The following is a 24,384-nucleotide window of genomic DNA, read 5'->3' as shown; positions in this document are numbered from 1 at the left end:
AATTAGTAAATGAGATTATGGTATTTTATGGAACATAATAAAGTTCAAACAACCTATGGTTCCACGCTTTCTTCTTAATACATGGTATTAGGGTTTGCTGATTTTTTTGGAATCTGCTGAATGGAATCCCAATGTTCACATATTTTTCCATGCTCATCAAACCGAAAAAAATCCATCGTAACATATTCGTCATTACCAGGCCAGGTTTGATGGGTATGAAGTGCCACCAAATTGCCTTCAGCAATACATCTCACAAACTTAATAGACTTATCCGGATACTCTTTTTGCATCCTGTCAAAGTAAGCAATAAACCCTTCGGTACCATCTGCAACGTCCGGATTGTGTTGAATGTATTGATTGCCAAGATATTTTTTCACTGCTTCTTTTGGATTACCTTCATAAGCCATTTTATAAAAAGCAATGGCATTCTTTTTATTTTCTTGTTGGTTCATATTTCTCTTCTATTTCTGCAATTCCATATGCAAAATTGGATACGGTTTTCCCGAAGCATCTAATTCAGAACGACTGATAGTTTTAAATCCAGAATGCTCATAAAATCCAACTGCCTGTTCATTCTGGTCATTTACATCTACTTTAGTTATATCGAGTTCATTAATCGAATATTGCAATAGTGTTTTGCCTATACGCTTTCCTCGATATTCGGGATGAATAAAAAGCATCTCCAAATTCTGTTCCGCTACCCCTAAAAAACCAACAATATCTTTGTGTTCATTTCTGATGCATCGTAACTCTACAGCATCTAAATATTGGTTTAAAATTAACGGTTTAAAATATGCTATATCTTCCTCCTTTAAAAAATGATGAGTAGCCCTGACTGAAGCTTCCCAAACTTCTACAATCTCTGGATATTCAGTTTTATCAACCTTATCGATATTGTATTTCATATTGTATTAACTTTCGCTGCTTTTCAAAGTTTGATCAACATAAGCGTCTATAATCTCTTCCAAAATATCCAAAGGAACGGCTCCGTTTTTTAGTACCGCATTATGAAAATCCCTTAAATCAAAACGATCACCAAGCTTTTGTTTCGCTTTTTCTCTAAGTTCTAATATTTTAAGCATCCCTATCTTATAGGCACAGGCTTGTCCTGGCCAAACGATATACCGTTCTATTTCTGTAGTTACTTCGCTAGTAGTCATTCCGGTATTTTGTACCATATAATCAATCGCCTGTTCTCTTGTCCATTTTTTATGGTGAATTCCTGTATCTACAACAAGACGTACTGCTCTAAACATTTCTGCCTGTAACCTTCCCAGATTTCCAAAAGGATCATTTTCATAAAACCCTAGCTCCCAAGCTAACTGCTCAGAATATAATGCCCAACCTTCTATATATGAGGTAAAAAGTCCAATGGTTCTAAAAATCGGAACTCCTTCGAGCTCTGACTGAATCGCTATTTGAAAATGATGTCCAGGCACTCCTTCGTGATAAGCTAATGTTTTCATCCCAAATTTCACGGATTCATGAACATTTCTCAGGTTTGCATAAAAAACTCCACCTCGTGAGCCATCCATAGCGGGTCTGTTATAATATGCTCCAGCCGATCCTTCTTCTTTAAATTCTGGAACTCGTTTTACCTCCAAACCTGCTTTTGGTCTGATATCAAAAGCATCATCTAGACCTGCACTAATTTCGGATAGTATGCGATCATATTCATCGAGTACCATTTGTCTGCCTTCGTCATTATTAGGAAAAAGAAAACGTTCTTCTTTATTTAATTCCTGAATAATAGCTCCCAAGGTCTTTGTAGAATCGACATATCCTTCTGAAGTGAGAATTTCTTGCATTTCAGCTTTTATTCTTGCTACTTCAGATAATCCTATTTGATGTACTTGTTCAGGATCTAAATCTGTTGTGGTACGCTGTTTTAGCTGATAGCGATAGAAAGCTTCTCCATCAGGCAATTTCCATACGCCATCATCGGTTGTAGCCTTTCCTTTAAGTTGTTCGAAATAAGTAATTAGTTTCTTATAAGCACCAAAAACAGTAGTTTCTATTTCTTCTTCAACTTGTGTTTTAAGTACTTCTTTTTCTTCTTGAGATAGTTCCTCTAATTTGTCAATTTTGGTTTCAAAATTAGTATATAGAATATTTGATTTTTTCTTCTCAATGAAACCATTCATCTCATCTAATACCCGATCGATAACAAACTTAGGAGGAATGACTCCTTTTCCTTCTCTTATTTTTAAGTTATCGATTAATTGATTAAACTTTACTTCAAATAGTGATAAACGAGTGATATATGCTTCTGCATCACTTTTATCCCGAAGTTTATGCGAATTTTCCATAAGACTTGGCAGTGAGCTCTGTATACCACCCATTTGATTTACTGGATAATCGTGATAGAAAAAACGTTCGCCTTCCATGAGCCCTTCCAGATAAAATCCTAAAATCTTAGTGTTTAATTGATTGTTTTCTGACTGATTCTCAAAATTATAACTTTGTAAGGTTTCATAATCCTCTTTCATTTTATTGAAAGATTCCCATTGTTTTGTATCAGAAATATCATCCAGTTCATCCTTAGACCAATCATAGATCACCGGAATACCCATAGCTGTGGTAAGTTCCGGGCTATCTAAAGCTAGTTCTACAAATACTTTATCATAAAAATGACTGATATTAAAAGGTTTAAACCAAATTAGGTTGGTTAACCACAATAGTCCTAATACTAAAATGAGGAGAATGGTCCTTGAGGTCCAAAATTTCCAGCTACGTTTTTTTGACATGATGAATGATTTATGTGAATATGATTGATTGTTATGCTAAGATAGCGAATGTGAATGAAAACAGCTATCAAAGGGTAGTACGTGATCGGTTTTTCTAAATACTTTGTCCAAATGTTAATAGGTTACTATCAGGGTCCAGAACGGAAAATTCCTTTTGCCCCCAAGGCTTAATTTCTAATGGTCCATTTGGATGGATTTTAGTCTGCTTTTCCAACAATGAATTATAAAACTCTTCAATATTGTCTGTACGAATATAAACCTGTCCATAATTCCCTTTAGGATCCAGCTCCTTAAATTCGAAGAAATGAATTTGAATTTGGTCTTTTTCTATCATTAAATAACCATCAAAATCAGCACTCCCAAACTCTTTAAATCCTAGCTTATTAATATAAAATTCTCTGGTAATATTTTTGTCACGCATTGGTAATTTCGGATTGATATCTGTTAGCATAATTCTATTTTAAATTTTATAAAACCATTCTCTGAGTTTTTATTTTAACACAGAGCTTTGTTTTAAGTTTATACATTCATTGAATTATTTGAATTACTATTAATTAGCATTGTATCACCTGCATATTTTATCCATACATGGTTGTATCTTCAAAATTTACCCCATCAAACGATTGAGCAATCAAAGAATGATTTCCAAACATTCCACTTTCATTGAAAAAGACATCAATACTATCCTTTGATAAAAAATTAATTGCGCTTAACTCTAATTTATCTCTAAAACCTTGTTCGTTTAGTTCAGGAAAACCATTTTCACTATCAGACCAGTTTTCATTGTAATTATCCAGAAAGTCCTTTACGATAATATCTTCTGCATTTTTAAAATAAACATCAAAGTTTTCGAGCATATTATTTGCTAATATCAAGGTGTCATCAATGGAAACATCATCGGGATCAAGCCTCAATTTAATTTTTTTATCATTAAAGATAAATTCCGTAATAAAAGAATCTTCTATGTCTGGGTCTTGTTTAAGTATTTCTTTAGTTAATTTCATTTCGGTGTATATAACATTTAGCGGCACAAATAAACGACCATTTTAAGGGCGTTTATTTTGCGTTAACAACATTGTTTATTTTTTTAAGAGCTTCTTTAGCAACTTTTGATGTTCTATGAAATTCTTTGTAGCCTCTATCTAATTCACCAAATCGGTTAGTTAGAATGAGACGTTTAGGTTCCTTTTTTTTGTTTGCAATTAATTCCTTTAAATCAGGTATTAAATCAGTGTCTTTTAGTTCTCCGGCGTAGTATGCTCCTATGTTTTGAATACATAGGTCATTGTGCCCCATCATTTCTTTAAAATAGAGTGTTGCCTCTTTTTTATTGTTTTCTATTATAAACTCACAAAATGAATCTAGAGTAACCAGATGAAACTTTGCTTCTAAACTATGTATTTTACTAAAAAGCAGTGGCTTGTTATATAATCTATTATAGCGATAAGGCGCTCCTGAATACTCGTATTCCTTTTCTTTTACAATTTCCTTACTTAACCAGTTCTGTTCATCTCCTAAATAAAAAGATCCATACATTCTGCCATCTATGACTACGGTATTTCTATATAAAGTACCATCATCATAGTATTCACGGTCAATATTATTTTTTTTATTATACTCAAGAAGTAGCATTCCTTTTACATTCCTGATTTCTTTTTGTATCAATTCACCGTCAATATATTCCGTAACCATTTTAAACGGTGGTCTAATTTCTTCGTGAACCCCTATTTTGTTACCATCCTTATAAAATCCATTAAAAATGATCTCTCCTGAGTTTTGCTTAAGCTGACACCATCTTCCATGTGCGCGGCCATTTTGGTAACTCCATTCATAATATACGTTATCATCATCCTTATCATGCCAATCGTAATAATGTTCATAAACATTATGTCCATAAGCTGTTCCGCTAAAAGGTTGCCCTTTATACATAGCACCAACTTCAAACGTTGATACCTGGTCTTTAAATTCTATTTGCTCAATAGGTACTTTCAATTGTAAGAATTGCTGTTAACGTTTATTATATGTATCGTAGTGGACCAAAACGTTACCTTGTTTTCTAAATAAATTAATTCTTATTATTTTGGTGTTCCGAAATTCTTTCCCAAGCTTTTCTTGTCATAACAACTAGTTTATCCTTTTTACAGTCCCATAACGAAACATTGTTTTTGGAGATTACGATATGTTGTTTCCAATTCGCATATTTTTCATAAAGCATTATTGTACACAAATCCGTAGATGTAATTAGGTCTCCAGTAGTTTCTATATGGCTATGCATTGTTACTACATCTTTAGTTTTGTTATCATAGTCAATAGGGATAATGTTTTTATGCAATGATTTTTTCTCTTTAAGATTATTTTCCTCATCAAAAGTCAATAAATAATCATTTCCCAAAACAACAACTCCTGATATTGTCGGACCTGTTAAAACAAAAACCTTTCTGTCTTCTCCACTAATAATTGGAATAGGATTTAAGTTGGTATTATTATATTGCTTGAATAACTCATTGTCCGCATTTATTTCTTTTAAAGCATTTTTTCTTATTTGAAATAAATCCATTTCATAACTATCCAGTTTTCTTTTTGTTGTATCTACCACTGTTTTTGCTACATCAAAACTTTGGTCAAATGTAATTTTAGCAAGAATCTTTGGAGTTTCATCTTGATTAAAGAAAATACAATTATGATAATCGTTTTCTGAATACGAAAAATACCCGCCGATAAGATTTCTCTTTTCCGGGAATTGTTCCAAAAATATATCGGTTCCGTTCCAGGATGCTTTCTCTAAGTTATATAACAAATAAGCTTCTGCTAAAATCTCATCCTCTGTTTGTCCATAGGAGATATTAAAGCAGATTAACGCTAGATTAAGAATAATTATCGACTTCATAAGGTTATTTTTCATTTAGTAATAACAGGTGGATTTATGCAATATTACACATACTTTGTCTATACATCTAATTGTGGTCGTTTAGCACATCCCATAATAATCGGTTACGACTATGACTAACTCCATTTTTTATTAAAGAAAAGCAAAATTCATTTAACAAAAAAACCACAACAATTACTGTTGTGGTTTCATTACTATTTATTCAGGAACTATACTATATACTTATTTTACTTGCTCCCATAGTTACTAGCTTATTATTCTGGGTATAGGCAATAATAGACAATTCATCATTAGGATCAATCCAATCAGGAACGGATAACATAACTGATCCTGTTGTATCCATTTTTACCAAACGATTCGCTACAATATTTGTGTTTTTAAGCGTTCTATTACGATTTTCTCCTCTACCGATTTCAGTAATCCGTTCTGATACAACTAGTGCTATAGTAATCTGATCAAATGACGCCCCTTCTACGTTGTAGGTCAAAGTAATCTTATTATTTTCCCGTTTTGGTTTTATGAATTTGATAGTATTGGTTCTTTTTGATTTTGAATAGTTTCTTATTGCCGCCAATGCTTTGGTACTATTGGCCCCTGTAAAATGTTCACTCCCATTCACTACCAATTGTGGTGTATAAATAGATCTACTATTAAACTGTTGGGCATAATCTCTTTGATAATCGCTAAATGCTGCATCACTAAAAGGATCTCTCCAGCCTAATCGGTTCCAATAATCCACATGATAGGATAACACATACACATTGTCTTTTTCGTAGCTCTTCTTAATCGCATCTAATAATTCATCGGCTGGTGGACAACTACTACATCCCTGTGAGGTAAATAATTCCATCACTACAATTGCTTCGTCATTGTTCTGAGCGTTAACTAATCCAGAAACTGTGATCGTTAATAGTATGAAAAGGTTTCTTATCATCTCGTTTATTTTAGTACTTTTAAAGTCTATTATTTAGACGATGATGATTAAGAAACTTACAGGTTTTATCTGCCTTTTGTTATTTTCTGGAGTTGTATTAGCTCAAGATATTGCAGTATTACAATATAATGGTGGTGGTGATTGGTATAGTAATCCTACTGCATTACCTAATCTAATTAGCTTTTGCAACCAAAATATTCGCACAGCGATGAGCTCCAAACCCAAAACTGTAAAACCCGAAAGCGTAGACATTTTTCAGTATCCGTATATTCATATGACTGGTCACGGAAATGTTTTTTTTACAGAACAAGATGCTGATAATTTACGAAACTACTTGCTAAGCGGTGGTTTTTTACATATTGATGACAACTATGGTATGGAGCCATACGTCAAAAAAGAATTGATTAAAATATTTCCAGATAAAGAGTTAGTAGAACTGCCCGTTTCTCACCCTATTTTTTCTTCAAAATATAAATTTCCAAAAGGATTACCTAAGATACACGAACACGATGGAGAACGCCCACAAGCACTAGGAATTACTCACGAAGGGAGGTTGGTATTGTTATTCACTTTTGAAAGTGATCTAGGTGATGGTTGGGAAAACCCTGAAATTCATAATGATCCGGAAGAAGTTCGTCAAAAAGCACTAAAAATGGGTGCGAATATTATCAAATACGCTTTTGAGAATTAAATAGATGACCGCACAATTACATCACGAGAATACTATTTTTGTTAAAAAACAATTTCCTATCATACTGATTTGCGACCGTGTTAATGCTCCAGCAAATATTGGTAGTATTTTTAGAATTGCTGATAGTTTTGGAATCGAAAAAATATATTTCTGTGGAGAAGATATCACAGTGATTAGCAAAAGAATGCAGCGTACGGCTAGAGCCACTCATGAGATGATCCCTTACGAACAAGAAGATCAGATTATACCGGTTATTGACACATTGCAATCTGAAGGATATAAAATCATTGGATTAGAAATTACACAAAATAGTGTTCCTGCGTCCGAAATGTATTTTTCTGCTAATGATAAAATTGCCCTTGTTATTGGAGAAGAAAGCCAAGGAATTTCTGAGGAAGCATTAACCAAAATAACAAAAAGCATACATATTAATATGTATGGTACCAATAGCAGTATGAATGTGGCTACGGCTACTGGAATTGCACTCTATGAGATTACGAAACAGTTGATGGTTGATGGTTGATGGTTGATGGAAAATATTAATACTAAAATTAAACTTTCTTTTTTTAAAACATTTGAATATGAATTCAAAAACAATCGCATATGGTATTCTGAGAGCAATAGCAGTACTGGTTGGTGTGTTAATGTTACTCTGGTTTTTATATAAAATACAATCCATTCTTCTTTATATAACCTTTGCAGCAGTAATTTCATTAATGGGAAGACCTCTGGTACAATTCCTAAAAAGAAGATTGAAATTTAATAACACATTGGCTGTAATGTTTGCTTTATTCATTACTATAGGATTGTTTCTTAGTTTGTTTTTATTATTCGTTCCTATTGTTACGGAGCAAGGGCAATTGATTGGCGAAATTGACATTAATGAAGTTGGTGATGATCTTGACCGTTTAAATCAGGAGATCAGTGATTATTTTAATGTCGAAAAACTAAATTTCGTAGAATTGATCAAACAAACTGATCTGATGCAGTTCTTTGATCTTAAAGTAATCCCAAATGCTATCAATACGTTCTTAAGTGGTTTTGGCGCGTTACTCATTGGATTGTTTTCTGTATTATTTATTTCGTTTTTCCTATTGAAAGATAGCAAGTTATTAGAAAACAGCATGCTTGTTTTTGCAAAGAAAGAAAATGAAACAAGGTTTATGCGTGCTTTTACTAAAATCAAGGACTTACTATCTCGCTACTTTGTTGGCTTATTGCTTCAGGTATTGATTCTGTTTATATTATATACTGTTTTATTGTTAATTTTTGGTGTTAATAATGCAATTGCAGTAGCATTAATTGCAGCTATTTTTAACCTTATTCCTTATGTAGGACCATTATTTGGTGGTGCTTTGGTACTAATATTAGCAACTACCAGTAATTTAGGATATGATTTCCAATCGGTGATTTTACCAAAACTAAGTTATATTTTGATTGGGTATATTATAATCCAATTGATTGATAACTTTCTGAATCAACCTTTGATTTTTGGAAATAGTGTAAAATCACACCCTTTAGAAATTTTTCTGGCAATTCTTATTTTTGGAGCTCTATTCGGAATTGGAGGATTGATTGTAGCTGTGCCATTTTACACAGCTATCAAAGTGGTTGCAAAAGAATTTTTATCTGAGTATAAAATTGTTAAACAATTGACTAAAGAACTATAATTACCCATCTCCTAGTTACAAAACACCTATATATGAAAACACTTTACGATTTAACCAAAGAAGACTGGAATACTTTATTCCCAATCCAATTAGTAGATCATAACCCTGCTTGGAAAGCTATTTTTGAGCAAGAAAAACAACTTATATTAGATACTATATCAAGGGAAGCGATCATACAAATTGAACATTTCGGAAGTACTTCTATTCCTTCTATTAAATCCAAACTATATATAGATATTATCATTGAAACTCCAGAGAAATTACTATTTGATGATACTATTATCAAACAATTTACAAAAATTGGATATACTTATTTTTTAGTACCAAAAAGAGAGCAGTTCGATGCTTATATGAGTTTTGGGAAAGGCTATACCTTTGATGGCGCCAAAGAACAAATTTTTCATATTCATATGTGCTCAAAAAATAATCTAATGTGGCAACAGTTAAAGTTTAGAGACTATTTAATCGAAAATCCAATTAGAGCTAAGGATTATGAAAAACTAAAGATATCATTAGCTGAAAAGTATAGAAATGATAGAGGTGGATATGTATTATCCAAAACCGACTTTATTAATGAGACGATAGAACTAATAGAAAACACTTCGACAAGATCAGTGTGACAAATACATTTCAAAAACAGGTATCTCTAGAATATTTAATACTGACATCAGAAAATTGAACTCCGAAATCCTACATACAGAAATACAAGAATATATCTTTAAAAAATCTGATGAAAATGTAGATCTAACCAAGTTGATATTATCAGGGAGTCCTTTTGAGCACATTAATATTCAAGAATTGGCGCAACAGATCAATGGAAGATTAAAAGCTAAAAATAAATTACCGCTATGGCATCAAACAAAAGGTATTTATTATCCTCCTACTCTCAACCTGGAACAAACTTCCTCTGAGACTACTGCTATTTATAAAAGTGAGCTAGTTTCTGGTGATACATTGATAGATCTTACAGGAGGTTTTGGGATCGATGACTATTTTTTTTCTAAAAAAGTAAAGCGTATCATTCATTGTGAATTAAATCCAATATTAAGTGAGATCTCATCTCATAACTTTCCTGTTTTAGGTGTTAATAATATTGAAACATATACTGGTGATGGCTTAAAAATCCTAGAAAACCATGAGGATATCGATTGGATTTATATCGATCCATCCAGAAGAAATGATAGTAAAGGCAAAGTTTTCTTTCTGGAAGATTGCTTACCGGATGTACCAGCTAATTTGGATTTTTTGTTTTCAAAAAGCAATCACATTTTGATTAAAACCTCTCCGTTGCTTGACATCCATTCTGGAATAAAAGCATTACAATTCGTCAAAGAGATTCATGTTGTTGCACTAAACAATGAAGTAAAAGAACTGTTATGGATTCTGGAAAAAGGAACTAAAATGGACACTACCATCCGTACGATCAATCTTGTGAAAAATGAACAGATACAATTTTCCTTTTCACTAAAGGAAGAAAGTGACATTACACCAAAATTTTCTTTACCCAAAAAATATATCTATGAACCTAATGCCGCTATTATGAAAGCAGGAGGTTTTTGTAGTATCTCAAAAGTTTATGAACTAGAAAAACTTCATAATCATTCTCATTTATATACTTCGGATCAGAAAATAGAATTTCCTGGAAGAAGTTTCGAAGTACTTTCGGTACTACCCTATCAGAAACAGACTATTAAGAAAGAAAAAATTACCAAAGCTAATATCACTACCCGTAATTTTCCTGAAACTGTTTCTGCAATACGCAAAAAGTTTAAAATTAAAGATGGTGGTACGACATATTTATTCTTTACAACCAATTGTAATGATGAGAGAATAGTTTTGGTTTGTAATAAATGTTAGTTGAAACAAGTATGTTGCGAGTACAAATTCAAATACAATTTTAGTTTCTTATCAACATACTTGTTTCAACATTTTACATTTCTCTTTTCTCTCTTTTCATTTTAAACTTTTCGCTTAAAACTTCTCATTTACAACTCTGCATTACGTACAAATATTTGATTTTCTATGGCATGTATTACTAAACCGGCAATATTCTTGGAACCTGTTTTAACTAACAAATTATTACGATGTCCTTCTACAGTCCTTGGACTGATAAACAACTGTTCTCCAATTTCTATAGTAGTTTTTTGTTCACAAATTAGTTTTAAAACTTCTCGTTCTCGTTTGGTTAAATACTCATCATCTCTGGATTGTTTATTTAACTTCAAAGAAGCTTCCTCCAGAATACTCATCACATTTTCATCATAATAAAAGCCTTTTATAGCTACATGGTTTATAGTAGTTATAACCTCTGTAGGTGTAGCATTTTTGGCAAGATACGCCACTGCACCTTGCTGCATCATATTAGTAATAAAAGGTTTACTATAATAACTTGTTAGTGCGATTATTTTGATTTCGGGAAATTTTTTCTTGACAATCTTAGTGGTTTCTACTCCATTGAGATCTGGCATTTTAAGATCCATTAAAATAATCTCCGGTAAATCTCTTGTTAGATTCAGTTGTTTGATCAGGTCATTTCCGTTTTCTGCCTGAATACTAATCTCTATATTACTTTCTTTATCCAGGATGAAAGTGATTCCTTGTCTAAATAATGTTTCGTCATCGGCTATGGCAAGTTTAATGATATCTTTTTTCATGGTTTAGGTTTTTTAGTGCTAATATTAAAAGTCGCTCCATTACCGATCTCACTATAATATGAAAGCTTCCCATCGAGTATCTCTACTCTACTTTCTATATTTCTGAGTCCTATTCCCTTATTTTTATTTACAGATTTTATATCAAATCCTTTTCCATCATCAGTGTATTCTATGTCTAACTGTTCATTCGTATCATTTATTTTTAATGTTATATTTTCGGCTTTACCGTGTCTGACCGAATTATTCAGAAGTTCCTGAATAATCCTGAAGATATGCAATTCGTCGCTTTTAGACAATAGATTATTATATTTAATCTTATAATCTGCTTTTACTTTTTTACTACTTACAAACTCATCACAGAGTTCTTCTATAGCTGCCTGAAGGCCAAAATTCTCCAAAATTGGCGGTAACAAATTGTGCGCCAATCGTCTAGAACTTTCTAAGGTTTTGGTAGTTACAGATAATATATGGTGTAAGGTTTGCTCCTGTTCATTTTTCTCTAATTTACCATCAATTAATACATTGGTACTAAGACTTACTACATTAAGTTTAGCACTAATGGCATCGTGTAAATCCTGTGCAATTCGCTTACGCTCCTCTTCTTGGGTTTCTATAGTAGCGTGTAATAAGTCTTTTTGGTAAGACAATTCTAGCGTTGCTTTTTCTAGCTCAGTAGCAATGATTTTTTTACGAGAAAAGAAAAAGAAAAGTACTAATGCCACTGCCATAAGTAATAAGACCAAAATAGCAATTAAGATAATCACGATGATCTGCGAGTCTTCTTGTAGTAATTCTTTCTCCATTCAATAAAAATTAGGATTTGGAAGATAATATATAAGATGGCATTAACCTTCAACAATAGTAAATAGGTGTTTTCTGGAATATTCACATTAAACACTAAATTACCAGAAGCATAAATTAAAGTACTACATATAAGGTACAAGAATACTCCTATGTTAATTAATAGAAATTTAGGTTTTTCATGGTTTAATGAATTATAAAAATAAACTAATGAATAAATAATAATAATAGATTGGGTAAATGTAATTCCTATTGGATTATAAATACTGAATAAATTTAAATCCATTAGATATTGATATAATAAAAAACTAAGACCAATTAATAAAACCAATAAAACAACTTTTTTTTTCAATAAATAATAATAAAACATTGACAATAAAACGAATTGTATTACCAAGAATATATTATTCATAAATAAATTATTCTCATGTAGTACCCCTCCAATATATCTCATTAAAAGCTGTATAGTCGCGCTAAAAACAAGAAAAAAAGTAAAAAATATGAGAGCCTTATCCTTAGATAAAGCTCTTATAAATATTATTGCATTAAATATTAAAAAAATAACACCTATCCAAAAAATTATCTTGTAAAATAAAGGCATTAATACAAAGGGCTATTATCATCACAAAAAGGTGGACAAGGAGCAGTTACATCATAAAGTCCACTGCTAGAACCATCTTCAAGACCTGCTGATTTAGCATCTATTGTTCCATTAATAATATCGCGATAAACACCATCTTTTCCTTTTTTAGTACCTACCAAAATTACTTTTTCTAGGGTTGCACCATTTTTCTGCATTTCAATCGCCATATAAGCACGAACATCTAATGCATTATCACTAGCATTTTGCTGTGCCTCAGCAGCAGCAGTATCCGATAAAATTTTCATTTCATTTAATACCTCGATAAGATCTACTGCAGGAATTAAATAGGCTTTACTGTTCTCCGGATATTGTGTTCTCCATCTTTGAGTCCAATCTTGAGCTGTTTCTAATGAAATTGTGTTTTCGTTGTTCGGATTCATTTTGTTTTTGGTTTAAATTAGTAATATGATTAAATAAGCTTACAAAATACGGAGTAATTGATATGTAAATAGTTTACTTGGTTTATGTCTAAAAGCCATTGGTTTTTTAAACTTAAAAAAGTATCCTATAAATTTATAATAAATACTATTGATATCGTTAAATAAATGTGAAAAATTTATTCGATTCATAAGAGAAATCTCCCTTTTGATTGAAAATCAAATAACTAAAAAACTAATTTATAAGTAATCTGAAATAAATCCGTGAAATATTCACATCCTCACCTAGACTCTCCTTCGAAGTTTTTGGTGTACCCCATCCTAAATCCTTCCCAGAGGGAAGAACTTTTAGCTAAATAATATACTCCCTTCCACTTGGGAAGGGCTGGGGATGGGATGTTTTTTTAGCCTAAAACCACAATTACAACTAATTAGATTTTTTAATATCTTTTCTTCATTCATATTCCACATCCTCACCTAACCTCTCCTTCCAAGGAGAGGAATAATATCCTACAAACAATAAAAAGACCTGACAGCACGCCGTGGCGTGCTGTCAGGTCTTACTACTTATAAATCAAATATTATTTTAAGCTTAGAATTTTAATTAAAATAATATTTTAATTAATCAGGATCACAAGCTGTTGGACAAGGTAAAGTAAAATCATACGCTGGTCCATTACCTCCATTTTTGGTAGCAGCTTTTATATGGTTATTGGTAATAGGTACAAAAACTGTAGTCAACTTTTTTTCTGAATTGATGCCCCAAGAAAGGCTAATTGTATCCGATTCTAAAGCTATCATATGTTTAATAACCACCGGCTCTAAAGCAAAATGACGGATACGCATTCCATTATATGAGGTCATTTCATCAATATATAAAGATGATTTTTGCATCCAAGAATTTAGATAATTTGCTGCATCATTAAATGGTAGTATATGTTTAGACACCATTGAATCTGTAATAGTTTCTTTGTCAAAATCAGAGGTGCGCAATTTTTCTAATTGATTATGTAATGTCAAGTCTTTGGATTGTTTTACCAATTCTTCTGCCAAAACTTTACCTGTAGCATCTATACTTACCACTTTTACCAGTAATTCATTATTTAAAATGCCCGGCACAAAACGTATCTGATATACATCTTTGTGGTTCAATACATTTTTTAACTGTTTATTAGAAATAGGGTAATTCATTTCTTCTCCTGTAAAGAATTTGGAGAGATCTGCTTCTTGCCAATTTTTAGCAAATAAGTCTTCTGTTGATTGTTCGACTGTTTCGACAGCTGTTTCTTCTTCGTTACAAGAAACAAATAATAAAAGCCCAAAAACAATAAACGCTCGTGTGAAGTGTTTAATTTTCATAATACATAGGTTTTAAATTAGTATTCTTTAAAACTACAAAAAAAGACTATAATTTCCCTTAAAAAAACACAGCAAACTTCTTTATTCTATAAGAGAAATCTACCCCTTTATTGAAAATCAAATAACTAAAATTTATTTTTTGAATAATTCTAATTGGATTATCTAGAATCTATAAAAGAAATAGGCTTACGACTCATCTCAGGAAATTTTTTTGCTTTTAGAGTCTCTTTTGTGTTTAATACTAAATCTGGTACTACTCTGAGATTTGCTCTTAGATGTTCTTTCAACTCTTTTTGTTGCAAAGCGCTTAAAGAATTGGATACATGTATCAACAATTTATCCGTACCAAGCTCACCAATCACGACTTCGATTACGTACATTCCTAATCCTTCGAAACTAGTAAGTACTTCTATGACACTCTGTGGATATAACGTAGTTCCTTTATACTTAATCATGTGCTTCTTTCTCCCAAGTACAGGACTTAAACGCATGGTATTCCTTCCACAACTACACGGTTCTGTATGTGCTTGTACCATATCACCAGTAGTATATCGTAATAAAGGCATTGCTTCTATACCTAGTGTAGTGATTGCCAATTCTCCTACTTCACCTTCTTCAACAGCATTTCCGCTTTCATCAAGAATCTCAGTAATGATCAACTCAGGACGGTGATGTCCTCCTTGATGTGCTTCGCACTCCGTAAATGCCGTACTCATTTCTGTGGATGCATAAGTAGAATATAAATCAATATCCCATTTCTCCTTGATCTTACTACCTAAAGTATTTAGTTTAAAATCCTGATCTCTTAATGGTTCTCCTATACATATTGCGGCTTTTACAGAAGAGTTTTTATAATCTATCCCATGTGCCTCTGCATAAGAGATCAATTTTAATAAAAATGAAGGGACTACTACCAAATATGTTGACTGAAAACGTTCTATAGAATCCCATTGTAATTCAGGAATTCCGGATCCTACGCGAACCATTGCTGCACCTAATTTTCTAGTGCCCAAAAAATATGCCAGACCCGCCATAAATCTACGATCTAAAGTTGTGGTTAATTGTACAACATCCGTTTTAGTTACTCCTGCAGTTGTGAATGAAATTGCTTCGTTATAAGCCAATCGCTCCAAGTCTTTTTCTGTTAGAGCAAATGTGACTGGTTTTCCTAATGTCCCTGAAGTAGTTACATAATCCGTGATTTCTGATTTAGGTACACACAAAAAATCATCATTATACTCCTGTAAGTCATCCTTAGTAGTAATAGGTAGTTTTTTAAGATCTTCAACGGTTTTAATATCATCTATAGAAATATCAAGCGTAGCGAACAATCTTTTATAGTAAGGAGAATATTGCGAAACAAAACCTACTAACTCCCGAAGTTTTTCATTCTGAAGATTTGATATTTCTGTCGATGTAGCTTTCTCTATGTTCTTGATCATATTATATCTATACTTTCTATTCAGACCTCACAGTGCGCCGCGGCGTACTGTGAGGTCTGGTTGTATAAGTTACTTTATTTTACATTTTTCGCTCACACTTCCTGATATACTTTTTTAGATTCTCCATGTCAGGAACTGTAGTTACTTCTCTTTTTATAGCTTGTTTAAAAGCTATTAATGCTTTTTTATAATCTTTTTGTATGTAATGATATTCACCAAGAACAAAATACGTTGCCCAATAATTAGGGTTTAAACTTTGAAATTTCGAAAGCTCATCTTCAGACACCTTTTCTTCATTATCTGTTGCTGCTTCAATTTTTCTACTTAACACCCTAAACGCTTCATAATTAGCATACGTTTCTGTGTGAATAAATGCATCTTCAGGAACGTTCATTGATTCTGAAGCAATAACAACTTCTTCTTTTTGTTCTTTTATTCTTTCGAAAACTTCATCCAGATCGTATGCTACAAATTCTCCCATCTGATAAGGATTTGTAGAAACCCATACTTTTCGTTCTTCTGGTTGGAATACAATTCCATGATGTGCTAGCATCTGATTTAAGGCTTTTTCATTACCATATCCTATCAACGCGTCATCCAGACCATCTCTGTTTCTCAATATAGCTACTGCTTTTTCGGGGTTTAATTTATCATTTTCTGATAAAAGCTCTGTCATTCGTTGATATCTATATAAAGAATGACTTTCTGCTATTGCTTTTTGATTACGCTTATCTTCGGTATATGTATCACTCTGAAAATGATTAGAACACACCAATTGATTGGTATTCTGAACATTATAGACTCCAAAATTATTAGGTGAAACCTCTATCAATGCTGCTCTTTTGTCTTTGGCACTACCTATCATAATAGATTCTGACACAAAAACTTCTCTTTTTTTAGCAATCTCTATAGCTTCTTCAATTGTAGAAGCATATTGTAATATTTCTCTTGTTAGAATTGATATAGGTGTTTTAGCTACCAGTGGAATTTTAGATTTACCAGCGTTAATCGTAATAGTCAATCCTTCTTCATTCATTCCGGATAAAGCTCCCATCATTCCTGCCCATCCATAAGTCATAAACTTATACCCTTCTGAAGGATTCATGAAAGTGACTAATTTCTCTTTGGAAAAATCATCTCCCGCATAGAAATCAAAATTACGTCCGATGAGCAGTTTACCATCTGTTGTTTTATCATCCCAGGCAGCAAAAGAAGTACATCCTACTAGCATCAAATCTTGTAATGCATGTCCTATATCGTGAGCTCCGTGTGCGTAGAGCATACGCACATAAGGTTCTGCAAAATCATTATAATCATTGGATGCATACCTAGAAACTCCATAGATTTCAGTTTTAAACTCTTCTGGAACATTCAAATGTAACTTACGATTATACCAAGCTATAATTTTACTTAAAAACCTAAGATACCCTTCTGAAGGGATTAGCTCTGTAATCTTTCCTATAAAAGCATCTTCCTGTATTTTGATCAATTCTCTCCCTAAACTTCCAGCTGCAATTCCTCTTTCTAGTGGTTTTCCTTCAAGGTACATTTCCCATAATCCCTGCTTATTTTTACGAAGAAGGTTATTATTAAGGGTAAAAAAAGTGGGACTATGTTTTATTCTAGTTGTATCAACACTTTCAATTCCAGAAATATCTGGTCTCGCTGCCAATGATTTCTTTACACCACAAGATGTTGAGGTCATTACAACAAATAGAAGAAATATATAATAGAAAATATGCTTCATTATGAACCTTCTACTTCTTTTTTAGTCAAAGTATTTTTAATTTGTTTCAATAAATGTTCTTTACCGACTAATTCTCCACAAGTTACTACTGCACTTATTGTTACTCCTAGCACACCGTGCATATTTAACCCTTGACCTGTAAATAATAAATTAGGAATCTTAGTTCTTGGTGATAAAAAAGATTTCATTGGATTATCTGCATCTTTTGCAAAACCATACATTGAACCCTCATAGCAACCAATATAATCTCTATAAGACAGCGGTGTAGAAGTATGCACTGATTTGATACAAGATCTAATATTTGGAAATTTTTTCTCTATCTCTTTTAAATATGCCTCAATTTTACGTTGTTTAAATTCCTCATAATCCTCTCCTCTATCATTCTTTTCTGCAACCGTATTAAAAGTGTCCGTCCAAGGTTCCATTTCCTCAAATCGCATATAAGCAATAGAAGTCAAATTTTCTGCAAAACCTGGATTTTTAAGGTCCTCATTGGTAGAAATCAAATATGCTTCTGGCCAATTTTCTTCTTTATACTCTTGTGTAGTCCATACTTTCTCTGGTGTGCGCGTATGGTAATAGTTTTTATTGATATAAAGAAAAGTTCTTTTTTCGAAAACTATATATATGCTAAATGAAGATATAATACTTTCTGTGTTTTGAATCCTTTTATAATATAAATTCCTAAAACGTTCTTTACCAATAATCTGTAAGGTAAGTTTTGGATCTACATTAGAAATAAAATTATCTCCAACAAAAGTGTCACCTTTGGTGGTGGAAACCGATACTAATTGACCTTCGTCAAAATTGAATTTATTTACTTCCTGATACTTATAAATTTCACCTCCAAGTGCTCTAAATCTTTTTACTAACAGCTTAGCAATCTGGCTTCCTCCTTGAATACACCTCCATGCACTTTCCATGTATGAGTTAACTGATAATGCATGTACATAAAACGGAGTTTTATCTGGATCACCTGCATACAATAAATTGGAACCGGCAAGAACTGCTCTTAATTTAGGATCTTTTACAACATCATCTATATAATCCTTGGCTTTAAGGGTTAACAGATCTTCTCCATAATATCGATCTCCTTCTTGTAAATTATACAACGGAAACCTGTAACAAGTATCTCTTACTTTATTAACATATTCGTTTATTCCTTTTTCTTCTTCTGGAAAAAAACTCACTAACTGTTTTACAAAATTATCATATCCCTGGGCGTGAGGATATTCAAACTCGTCATCATCAAAAGTAACAACATCATAACCATCAATATCCATTCTTTTGATTTTCAGATCATCCATAATATCCAGATATTTAAAATACTGATATAGATTCTGTCCTTTATCTAAACCTCCTATATAATGAATACCGGTATCAAATATACTTTTGTCTCTAACAAAAGTCTGTAGATTTCCTCCAAACTGGTTGTTCTTTTCTAAAACACATACACTCTTACCTTCTTTGGCAAGGATATTTGCAGAAACCAATCCTCCTAATCCACTCCCAATAATGATAACATCAAATTTATTTTGCATCTATTTAATTCTATTCAAAACTGTCAACCCAAACTCTTGAATAACTACACTAAAAGTAGTTTTCAATAATTCGGTAAACTCCTTACTTTCAGAAAATATAATAATTCGATTTATATCTTCTGATAGTATTTCTTTTATGTATTGTGGTTGTATTGGTGTAGTTGTATTAAGCAAAAGTACATCAATTTTTTTCGATGTCAAATCTTGATCATCTACAAACTCCACTTTATTTCTTTTAGTACTGTAACAGTTTTTTGCTATAGCCAGCTTTTCATCTCCAATAAGCACTCCCGTTAACTTGGCATAAGGTCTTTTAAAACTTAGGTATAGTAAAAATTGTCCATAATCATCACTGTATTGCAAAACACGATCTTTATGATCGATAAAGCTTGCAGCCTTATAATATTTTTCTTTATGCAATGCGTAATCAGCTTTGACTTCTTTAAAACAACTTTTGTATCTATAATTATTCAGTATCGCATTTTTATAATAGTCTACTCCTTCTAGATCTTCTTGTAATTTAAAAAATTGTTCTCTAAAGTAAGCACTTATCTTTTTAGTTCTTTCCGCATAACCAGTTCCAAACTCCTTATTATCTGAAGTAATTCTTGGCAAAATCTTTAGTTGTATCGCACCATCGTGAATTATAAAATCTCCTTTGGGAGATACAAGAGCATTCCCATGAATTACGACAGGAAGTATATCCAAGTTTAATTCTTGAGCGAGATAAAATGATCCTTTATGAAACCGGCTCATCTTAGCGGTGTCGGTTCTCGATCCTTCTGGAAAAGCTATCAAGGAATATCCTTGTTTTACTTTATTCCTTAGATGTTCTACTCCACCTTCTATCCCTGATGACACAGGATAAAACCCTGCTAGTTTTGCTGCTCTTCCGAAAACCGGATTATCATATACCCAATCTTTTACTAAGTATATAAGTTTAGGATATAACATTCCAATCGATATAATATCCAAAAATGAAGAGTGATTGGCAATAATGATACATTGTTTACTAAAATCCTCATTTTCTGGATTATATACTCTTTTCTTTACAAAAGGGTTAGAATATAAAACAGACCTCATTAACCTAGATGTAACGCTATGAAAAACAGCCATTTTCTTTTTCATACGTGCTGGAAACCAAGGAATAATCAAACTGCTAATTAGTGATACAATAAACCCTCCTATAATAAAATATCCAAAGCTAAAGAGTGACCACAATGTTTGACGCATTCTAAGTGGAGTCAACCCTTTTTTAACACGATTAGTAATGAATGTTCTAAATAACATTGGTTGGATAGTAAACGCCACAAAAACTGCCGACAAAATCCCAATTAGTGATACTATAGAAATAGATCGAAGCGCAGGGTGTTTAGCAAATATCAATACTCCTACTCCTAAGATAGTTGTTATTACAGATAGTAAAATAGAGGTTTTATATGTGGGCAATTCTTTTGCCCCGTATGTAAATTCTTTTACGAGGCCATTCGTTATAAAAATGCTATAATCCACTCCTAGACCGAAAACAAATGTAGAAATAATAACATTAAAAATGTTAAAATCTATCTCCAACATTTTCATAACTCCTAATGTAATCACCCAGGTAATTGCAATAGGTAGCGCTGTTAACAAGGTTAGCATAGGATCTCTATAAAACAATAATAACAATAGGACAACCGCTACAAGAGAATATCCTATTAATGAATTAAAGTCATTTTTAAGGTTTCCTAATAAAGTTTCATTTAATTGCTTTCGGTCAATAACCACCGTATTTGCAATCTTACTCAAAGAAGCATTGATATTATCTGCATTTTCGTGATCCACTTTTATCGCAGAAACCACTGTTGAAAAATCAGATTCATTAGTCACAAATTCATCAAGATATAGTTCTTTAATATTTTGATATTCATGAAAACTTATAGGATTAATTTCTGAATTTAATGTTTTATAAAACTGAGTAAATGTTTCTGGTTTAAAACCAACAACTTGTCCTTTCTCTTTCAATAAATTAGTGAGAGTATCTATACGCTGTTTTGTCCAGAATTCACTCCATAACTTTATTTTTTCAATTTGTGCTTCTTGAGAAAGAACAACTCCTCCTACGGAACTGAAATTTATTAATTCCTTATTTAACTTCTTTTGTTGTAACGTCTCAAATAATTTATTGTTGGCATTTAAAGCTTCATTTAGCGATGTTCCGTATGAAACCAGATAGATTGATTTTGCTTTATTATTATTAATTCTATCCAAATCTTCTTCTGCCGCTACCAAATCTTCTGGTTGATAATTCATTCTACTTAGATCCGTATTAAATCCCACTTTATGAAACAGAAATAATCCAATAATAAATACTATTCCAACAATCGAAATAAGAATTTTACTCTTATGAAAATCTGTTTGAGAAATTCTATCTATGAATGTTTTTCTTTTAGTTTTTTTATTTTCAGAAAAACGATATACTTGTGGAATAAATATCAAAGCAAAAACGGATGCTCCTACAACGCTTACAGCAGCAAAAATCCCAAGATCATTTAACGCTTCAGACTTTACAAAAATCAAACACAAGAAAGCAACAGCAGTAGTTAGACTACTCATAATAACAGGCATAGAAACGTCTCTATACAGTTCTTTTACATTATTATTATTTCTAAAATGTGTTAGAATATGCAACGAATAATCTAAGGTAATACCCAGCAACACGGAACCTATACCTAAAGATATGGCAGATATTTTCCCTTTGATTAAATACAATATTGCTATAGCAATGATTGCTCCAAAAACCGTAGGAGTAAAAATAATGAGTGGTACTGTAAGTTTTCTGTAAAAGAAAATTAAAATAAGCAGTAAGATGCTCATCGCGATACTAACTGTAAGCTGTATATCGCGCTTTATTTGTTTTGCATTCGCTACAGCATATAACGTAGCTCCAAATAAAACGGCTTCCGCTTTTTCTGAGTATATGTTATTTAGATTTGTTGTGATTTTTTTTAACTCTTCAACAAAAAATGTATTTTCTCCTGTTTCATTTGTTGCTAACGCAGGTGTAATAAATAATAATAAATTTTTTCGGTCTTTAGTAATTAAAAAACCATTATATAAATCATAATTATCCCCTAACTGCAATTGTGCTAGTTTTTGAAGTCCTTTTGGAGTTAACCCTAAAGGATCCTTAACAATAAACTTTTTAGTAACTAAACCTGCCGGGGAAATCAAAGTTTTATAATTGTTCTCAATAACTTTAGTTATAGAATCCGGATTGATTTTCTGATCTATATTTTCATAATCAGATTCAGCAAGAAAAAATGGAAGATGTTGATATACAAAATCATATAATTCCATTACATTATCATCTGCAACTTTACCTTGTATTTTTTTTACATATTTAGGAAGATGCGTATTCATCGAATCTATGTAGGCAGAAGCATACGCTACAAGGTCATCTGGATTTTGGTTTTTATTAGTGATATTAACCACTATTTTATCCGAAAATGATACTGTTTTTAAAACTTTCTGTGTAACCTCTGATTTATCACTATTAGGAATTAGTCTAGTAATATCTTCTTCGAACCCAATGTTACTTGCCAAAAATGCAAATATGGCAAAAACACCAATAATCACAGGCCAAGCAATTAATCTATTATGCTTGATATACTGATATAATAAAAGAAAAAACTTATGCATCTATCGCATTACTTTTGGATTTGCGAGAGCTAAAATACAAATACGCAATGACTCCTGAAATCGATGATACCAATGTTGCCAAAATAAAACTTCCTAAAATATATTGCCCTAAACTTTTAAAGATATCAGTACCAGATTTTATATCTTCTATATTAAGCGTAGCATCCATTTCTTTTCCCATTGCTATTGCCCCGATCTGATAGCTTCCATAAATAATAAATGGAATTAACGGAGGTATACTTATATTAGAAAACAAAAACGCAATTGGTTTATTTAGCTTGAAAGCAATTGCTAATGATATAACCAAAATTGTTTGAAATCCCCATAACGGTGCAATACCTATAAACAAACCTAAAGCAATGGCACTCGCTTTTTTTATGGGAGGGTCATTGCTTCTTAGTACATTTTCTCTCCAGTATTGCTTAAACCCTTTTTTTTTTACTCTATTGATAAGTCGTTTGGGTAGATAAAAGAATAAAGTTAATGTTACTAACCACGTATTCAAGATGCTAATTCGAGTAAAATCTTTGAAAGGTCTAAAATGAGATACTCGTTCGGTTTCATCATATAGAACTTGGACAGGTATATTCCGAACTTCTACGTTTCTCCAGGCAAGCTTAACAATCACTTCTATTTCTAACTCGAACTTTGTTGTGAATAGCCTAAGTTTACTAATCTCCTTTATTGGATATAACCTATATCCAGACTGTGTATCTTTTAGTTTAATACCGGTTTCTATATAATACCAAAAGTTAGAGAATTTATTTCCAAAACTGCTTTTACCAGGTACCGACGGGTCATCCATATTTCGAGAACCTATCAACAACAATGGCGAACTAGAGTCTTGTCTCTCTAACTCATCCAAAAACAAGGGTAAATCACTTGGAAAGTGCTGACCATCGCTGTCTATGGTGATCATATAATCATATCCTACATGGTTTGCTTGTTTAAAAGCCTCCCTCAAAGCCATTCCTTTGCCTTTATTCTTTGGAAAAGTAATTATTGTAAAATGTTCTTGATAGCTTTCTAAAATACTAGCAGTAGCATCAGTCGAACCATCATTTATAATTATAATCCTATCCGTATACTTCAGAACACCTTGAATAACTCTATCCAAAGTTTTCTGATTATTATATGTTGGAATGAAAACACAGCAATTTAGTGTCTTAAAACGATGATCTAGTAATTTAGTTGTGGTCACAGTGCTATT

General features: G+C 32.2%; 22 protein-coding genes. 5 read left to right on the top strand and 17 right to left on the bottom strand.

Translation table 11 applies throughout. The annotated features are described in order from the left end of the window. Positions 1-74 precede the first annotated feature (74 nt). The 8 genes from Q0829_RS00975 to Q0829_RS00940 all read right to left on the bottom strand — a co-directional run bounded on the left by Q0829_RS00975 (position 75) and on the right by Q0829_RS00940 (position 6,568). Positions 75-452 (bottom strand): nuclear transport factor 2 family protein, encoded by a 378-nt coding sequence (locus Q0829_RS00975; RefSeq protein WP_298538881.1) that lies wholly within the window; start codon positions 450-452, stop codon positions 75-77. Between the two features lie 9 nt (positions 453-461). Beyond that, entirely contained in the window at positions 462-905 is a 444-nt protein-coding gene (locus tag Q0829_RS00970; RefSeq protein ID WP_298538878.1) for a GNAT family N-acetyltransferase, read from the bottom strand. A 6-nt stretch (positions 906-911) separates the two neighbouring features. Beyond that, positions 912-2,747 (bottom strand): DUF885 family protein, encoded by a 1,836-nt coding sequence (locus tag Q0829_RS00965; RefSeq protein WP_298538876.1) that lies wholly within the window; start codon positions 2,745-2,747, stop codon positions 912-914. Between the two features lie 94 nt (positions 2,748-2,841). After that, positions 2,842-3,198: a VOC family protein gene (locus Q0829_RS00960; protein WP_298538874.1), complete on the bottom strand. Its 357-nt coding sequence runs from the start codon at positions 3,196-3,198 to the stop codon at positions 2,842-2,844. A gap of 127 nt (positions 3,199-3,325) precedes the next feature. Next, a complete protein-coding gene (locus Q0829_RS00955; RefSeq protein WP_298538873.1) occupies positions 3,326-3,751 on the bottom strand; it encodes a DUF2262 domain-containing protein in 426 nt (141 codons plus the stop codon). A 52-nt stretch (positions 3,752-3,803) separates the two neighbouring features. After that, positions 3,804-4,739: a hypothetical protein gene (locus Q0829_RS00950; RefSeq protein WP_298538871.1), complete on the bottom strand. Its 936-nt coding sequence runs from the start codon at positions 4,737-4,739 to the stop codon at positions 3,804-3,806. A 73-nt stretch (positions 4,740-4,812) separates the two neighbouring features. Next, positions 4,813-5,634 (bottom strand): hypothetical protein, encoded by an 822-nt coding sequence (locus Q0829_RS00945; RefSeq protein WP_298538867.1) that lies wholly within the window; start codon positions 5,632-5,634, stop codon positions 4,813-4,815. Positions 5,635-5,848: 214 nt separating this feature from the next. Continuing rightward, entirely contained in the window at positions 5,849-6,568 is a 720-nt protein-coding gene (locus Q0829_RS00940) for a thioredoxin family protein (RefSeq protein WP_298538865.1), read from the bottom strand. A 43-nt stretch (positions 6,569-6,611) separates the two neighbouring features. On the opposite strand from Q0829_RS00940, the gene Q0829_RS00935 reads away from it, so the two are divergent. Genes Q0829_RS00935 through Q0829_RS00915 form a run of 5 tightly spaced genes read left to right on the top strand, consistent with a single transcriptional unit; the run spans position 6,612 to position 10,786 of the window. Then, complete coding sequence (locus Q0829_RS00935; protein WP_298541185.1) at positions 6,612-7,259, top strand: DUF4159 domain-containing protein; 648 nt, start codon at positions 6,612-6,614, stop codon at positions 7,257-7,259. A gap of 4 nt (positions 7,260-7,263) precedes the next feature. Further along, positions 7,264-7,782: a TrmH family RNA methyltransferase gene (locus Q0829_RS00930; protein ID WP_298538863.1), complete on the top strand. Its 519-nt coding sequence runs from the start codon at positions 7,264-7,266 to the stop codon at positions 7,780-7,782. Between the two features lie 58 nt (positions 7,783-7,840). Then, positions 7,841-8,929: an AI-2E family transporter gene (locus Q0829_RS00925; RefSeq protein WP_298538861.1), complete on the top strand. Its 1,089-nt coding sequence runs from the start codon at positions 7,841-7,843 to the stop codon at positions 8,927-8,929. 32 nt (positions 8,930-8,961) lie between these two features. After that, positions 8,962-9,549 (top strand): GrpB family protein, encoded by a 588-nt coding sequence (locus Q0829_RS00920; RefSeq protein WP_298538859.1) that lies wholly within the window; start codon positions 8,962-8,964, stop codon positions 9,547-9,549. A gap of 55 nt (positions 9,550-9,604) precedes the next feature. Continuing rightward, positions 9,605-10,786: a class I SAM-dependent methyltransferase gene (locus Q0829_RS00915; protein WP_298538857.1), complete on the top strand. Its 1,182-nt coding sequence runs from the start codon at positions 9,605-9,607 to the stop codon at positions 10,784-10,786. Positions 10,787-10,914: 128 nt separating this feature from the next. On the opposite strand, the gene Q0829_RS00910 is transcribed toward Q0829_RS00915, so the two are convergent. From Q0829_RS00910 to Q0829_RS00870, 9 genes are all read right to left on the bottom strand, one after another. Further along, a complete protein-coding gene (locus tag Q0829_RS00910) occupies positions 10,915-11,583 on the bottom strand; it encodes a response regulator transcription factor (RefSeq protein WP_298538854.1) in 669 nt (222 codons plus the stop codon). Continuing rightward, positions 11,580-12,386 carry an ATP-binding protein gene (locus tag Q0829_RS00905; RefSeq protein WP_298538852.1) on the bottom strand — a complete coding sequence of 269 codons (807 nt, stop codon included), beginning with the start codon at positions 12,384-12,386 and terminating at the stop codon, positions 11,580-11,582. Before Q0829_RS00905 ends, Q0829_RS00910 begins: the two co-directional genes overlap by 4 nt. Positions 12,387-12,984: 598 nt before the next feature. After that, complete coding sequence (locus Q0829_RS00900) at positions 12,985-13,407, bottom strand: hypothetical protein (RefSeq protein WP_298538851.1); 423 nt, start codon at positions 13,405-13,407, stop codon at positions 12,985-12,987. 618 nt (positions 13,408-14,025) lie between these two features. Next, the gene (locus tag Q0829_RS00895; RefSeq protein ID WP_298538848.1) at positions 14,026-14,763 is read right to left on the bottom strand and encodes a hypothetical protein; all 738 of its coding nucleotides are present in this window, start codon (positions 14,761-14,763) and stop codon (positions 14,026-14,028) included. A gap of 158 nt (positions 14,764-14,921) precedes the next feature. After that, positions 14,922-16,205 carry an AMP-binding protein gene (locus tag Q0829_RS00890; RefSeq protein WP_298538845.1) on the bottom strand — a complete coding sequence of 428 codons (1,284 nt, stop codon included), beginning with the start codon at positions 16,203-16,205 and terminating at the stop codon, positions 14,922-14,924. A gap of 79 nt (positions 16,206-16,284) precedes the next feature. Further along, a complete protein-coding gene (locus Q0829_RS00885; RefSeq protein ID WP_298538843.1) occupies positions 16,285-17,952 on the bottom strand; it encodes a C45 family autoproteolytic acyltransferase/hydolase in 1,668 nt (555 codons plus the stop codon). Beyond that, on the bottom strand, positions 17,952-19,493 hold the full coding sequence (locus Q0829_RS00880) for an NAD(P)/FAD-dependent oxidoreductase (RefSeq protein WP_298538841.1): 1,542 nt from the start codon (positions 19,491-19,493) through the stop codon (positions 17,952-17,954). Before Q0829_RS00880 ends, Q0829_RS00885 begins: the two co-directional genes overlap by 1 nt. After that, positions 19,494-23,174 carry an MMPL family transporter gene (locus Q0829_RS00875; RefSeq protein WP_298538840.1) on the bottom strand — a complete coding sequence of 1,227 codons (3,681 nt, stop codon included), beginning with the start codon at positions 23,172-23,174 and terminating at the stop codon, positions 19,494-19,496. Continuing rightward, positions 23,167-24,375 (bottom strand): DUF2062 domain-containing protein, encoded by a 1,209-nt coding sequence (locus Q0829_RS00870; RefSeq protein WP_298538836.1) that lies wholly within the window; start codon positions 24,373-24,375, stop codon positions 23,167-23,169. The genes Q0829_RS00875 and Q0829_RS00870 overlap by 8 nt, the downstream gene beginning before the upstream one ends. Positions 24,376-24,384: the final 9 nt, after the last annotated feature.

The organism is uncultured Aquimarina sp. (assembly GCF_947492405.1).
Lineage (GTDB): Bacteria > Bacteroidota > Bacteroidia > Flavobacteriales > Flavobacteriaceae > Aquimarina.
The sequence above is the reverse complement of the archived record's forward strand: the minus strand, read 5'-3'. Positions and strand labels throughout refer to the sequence as shown.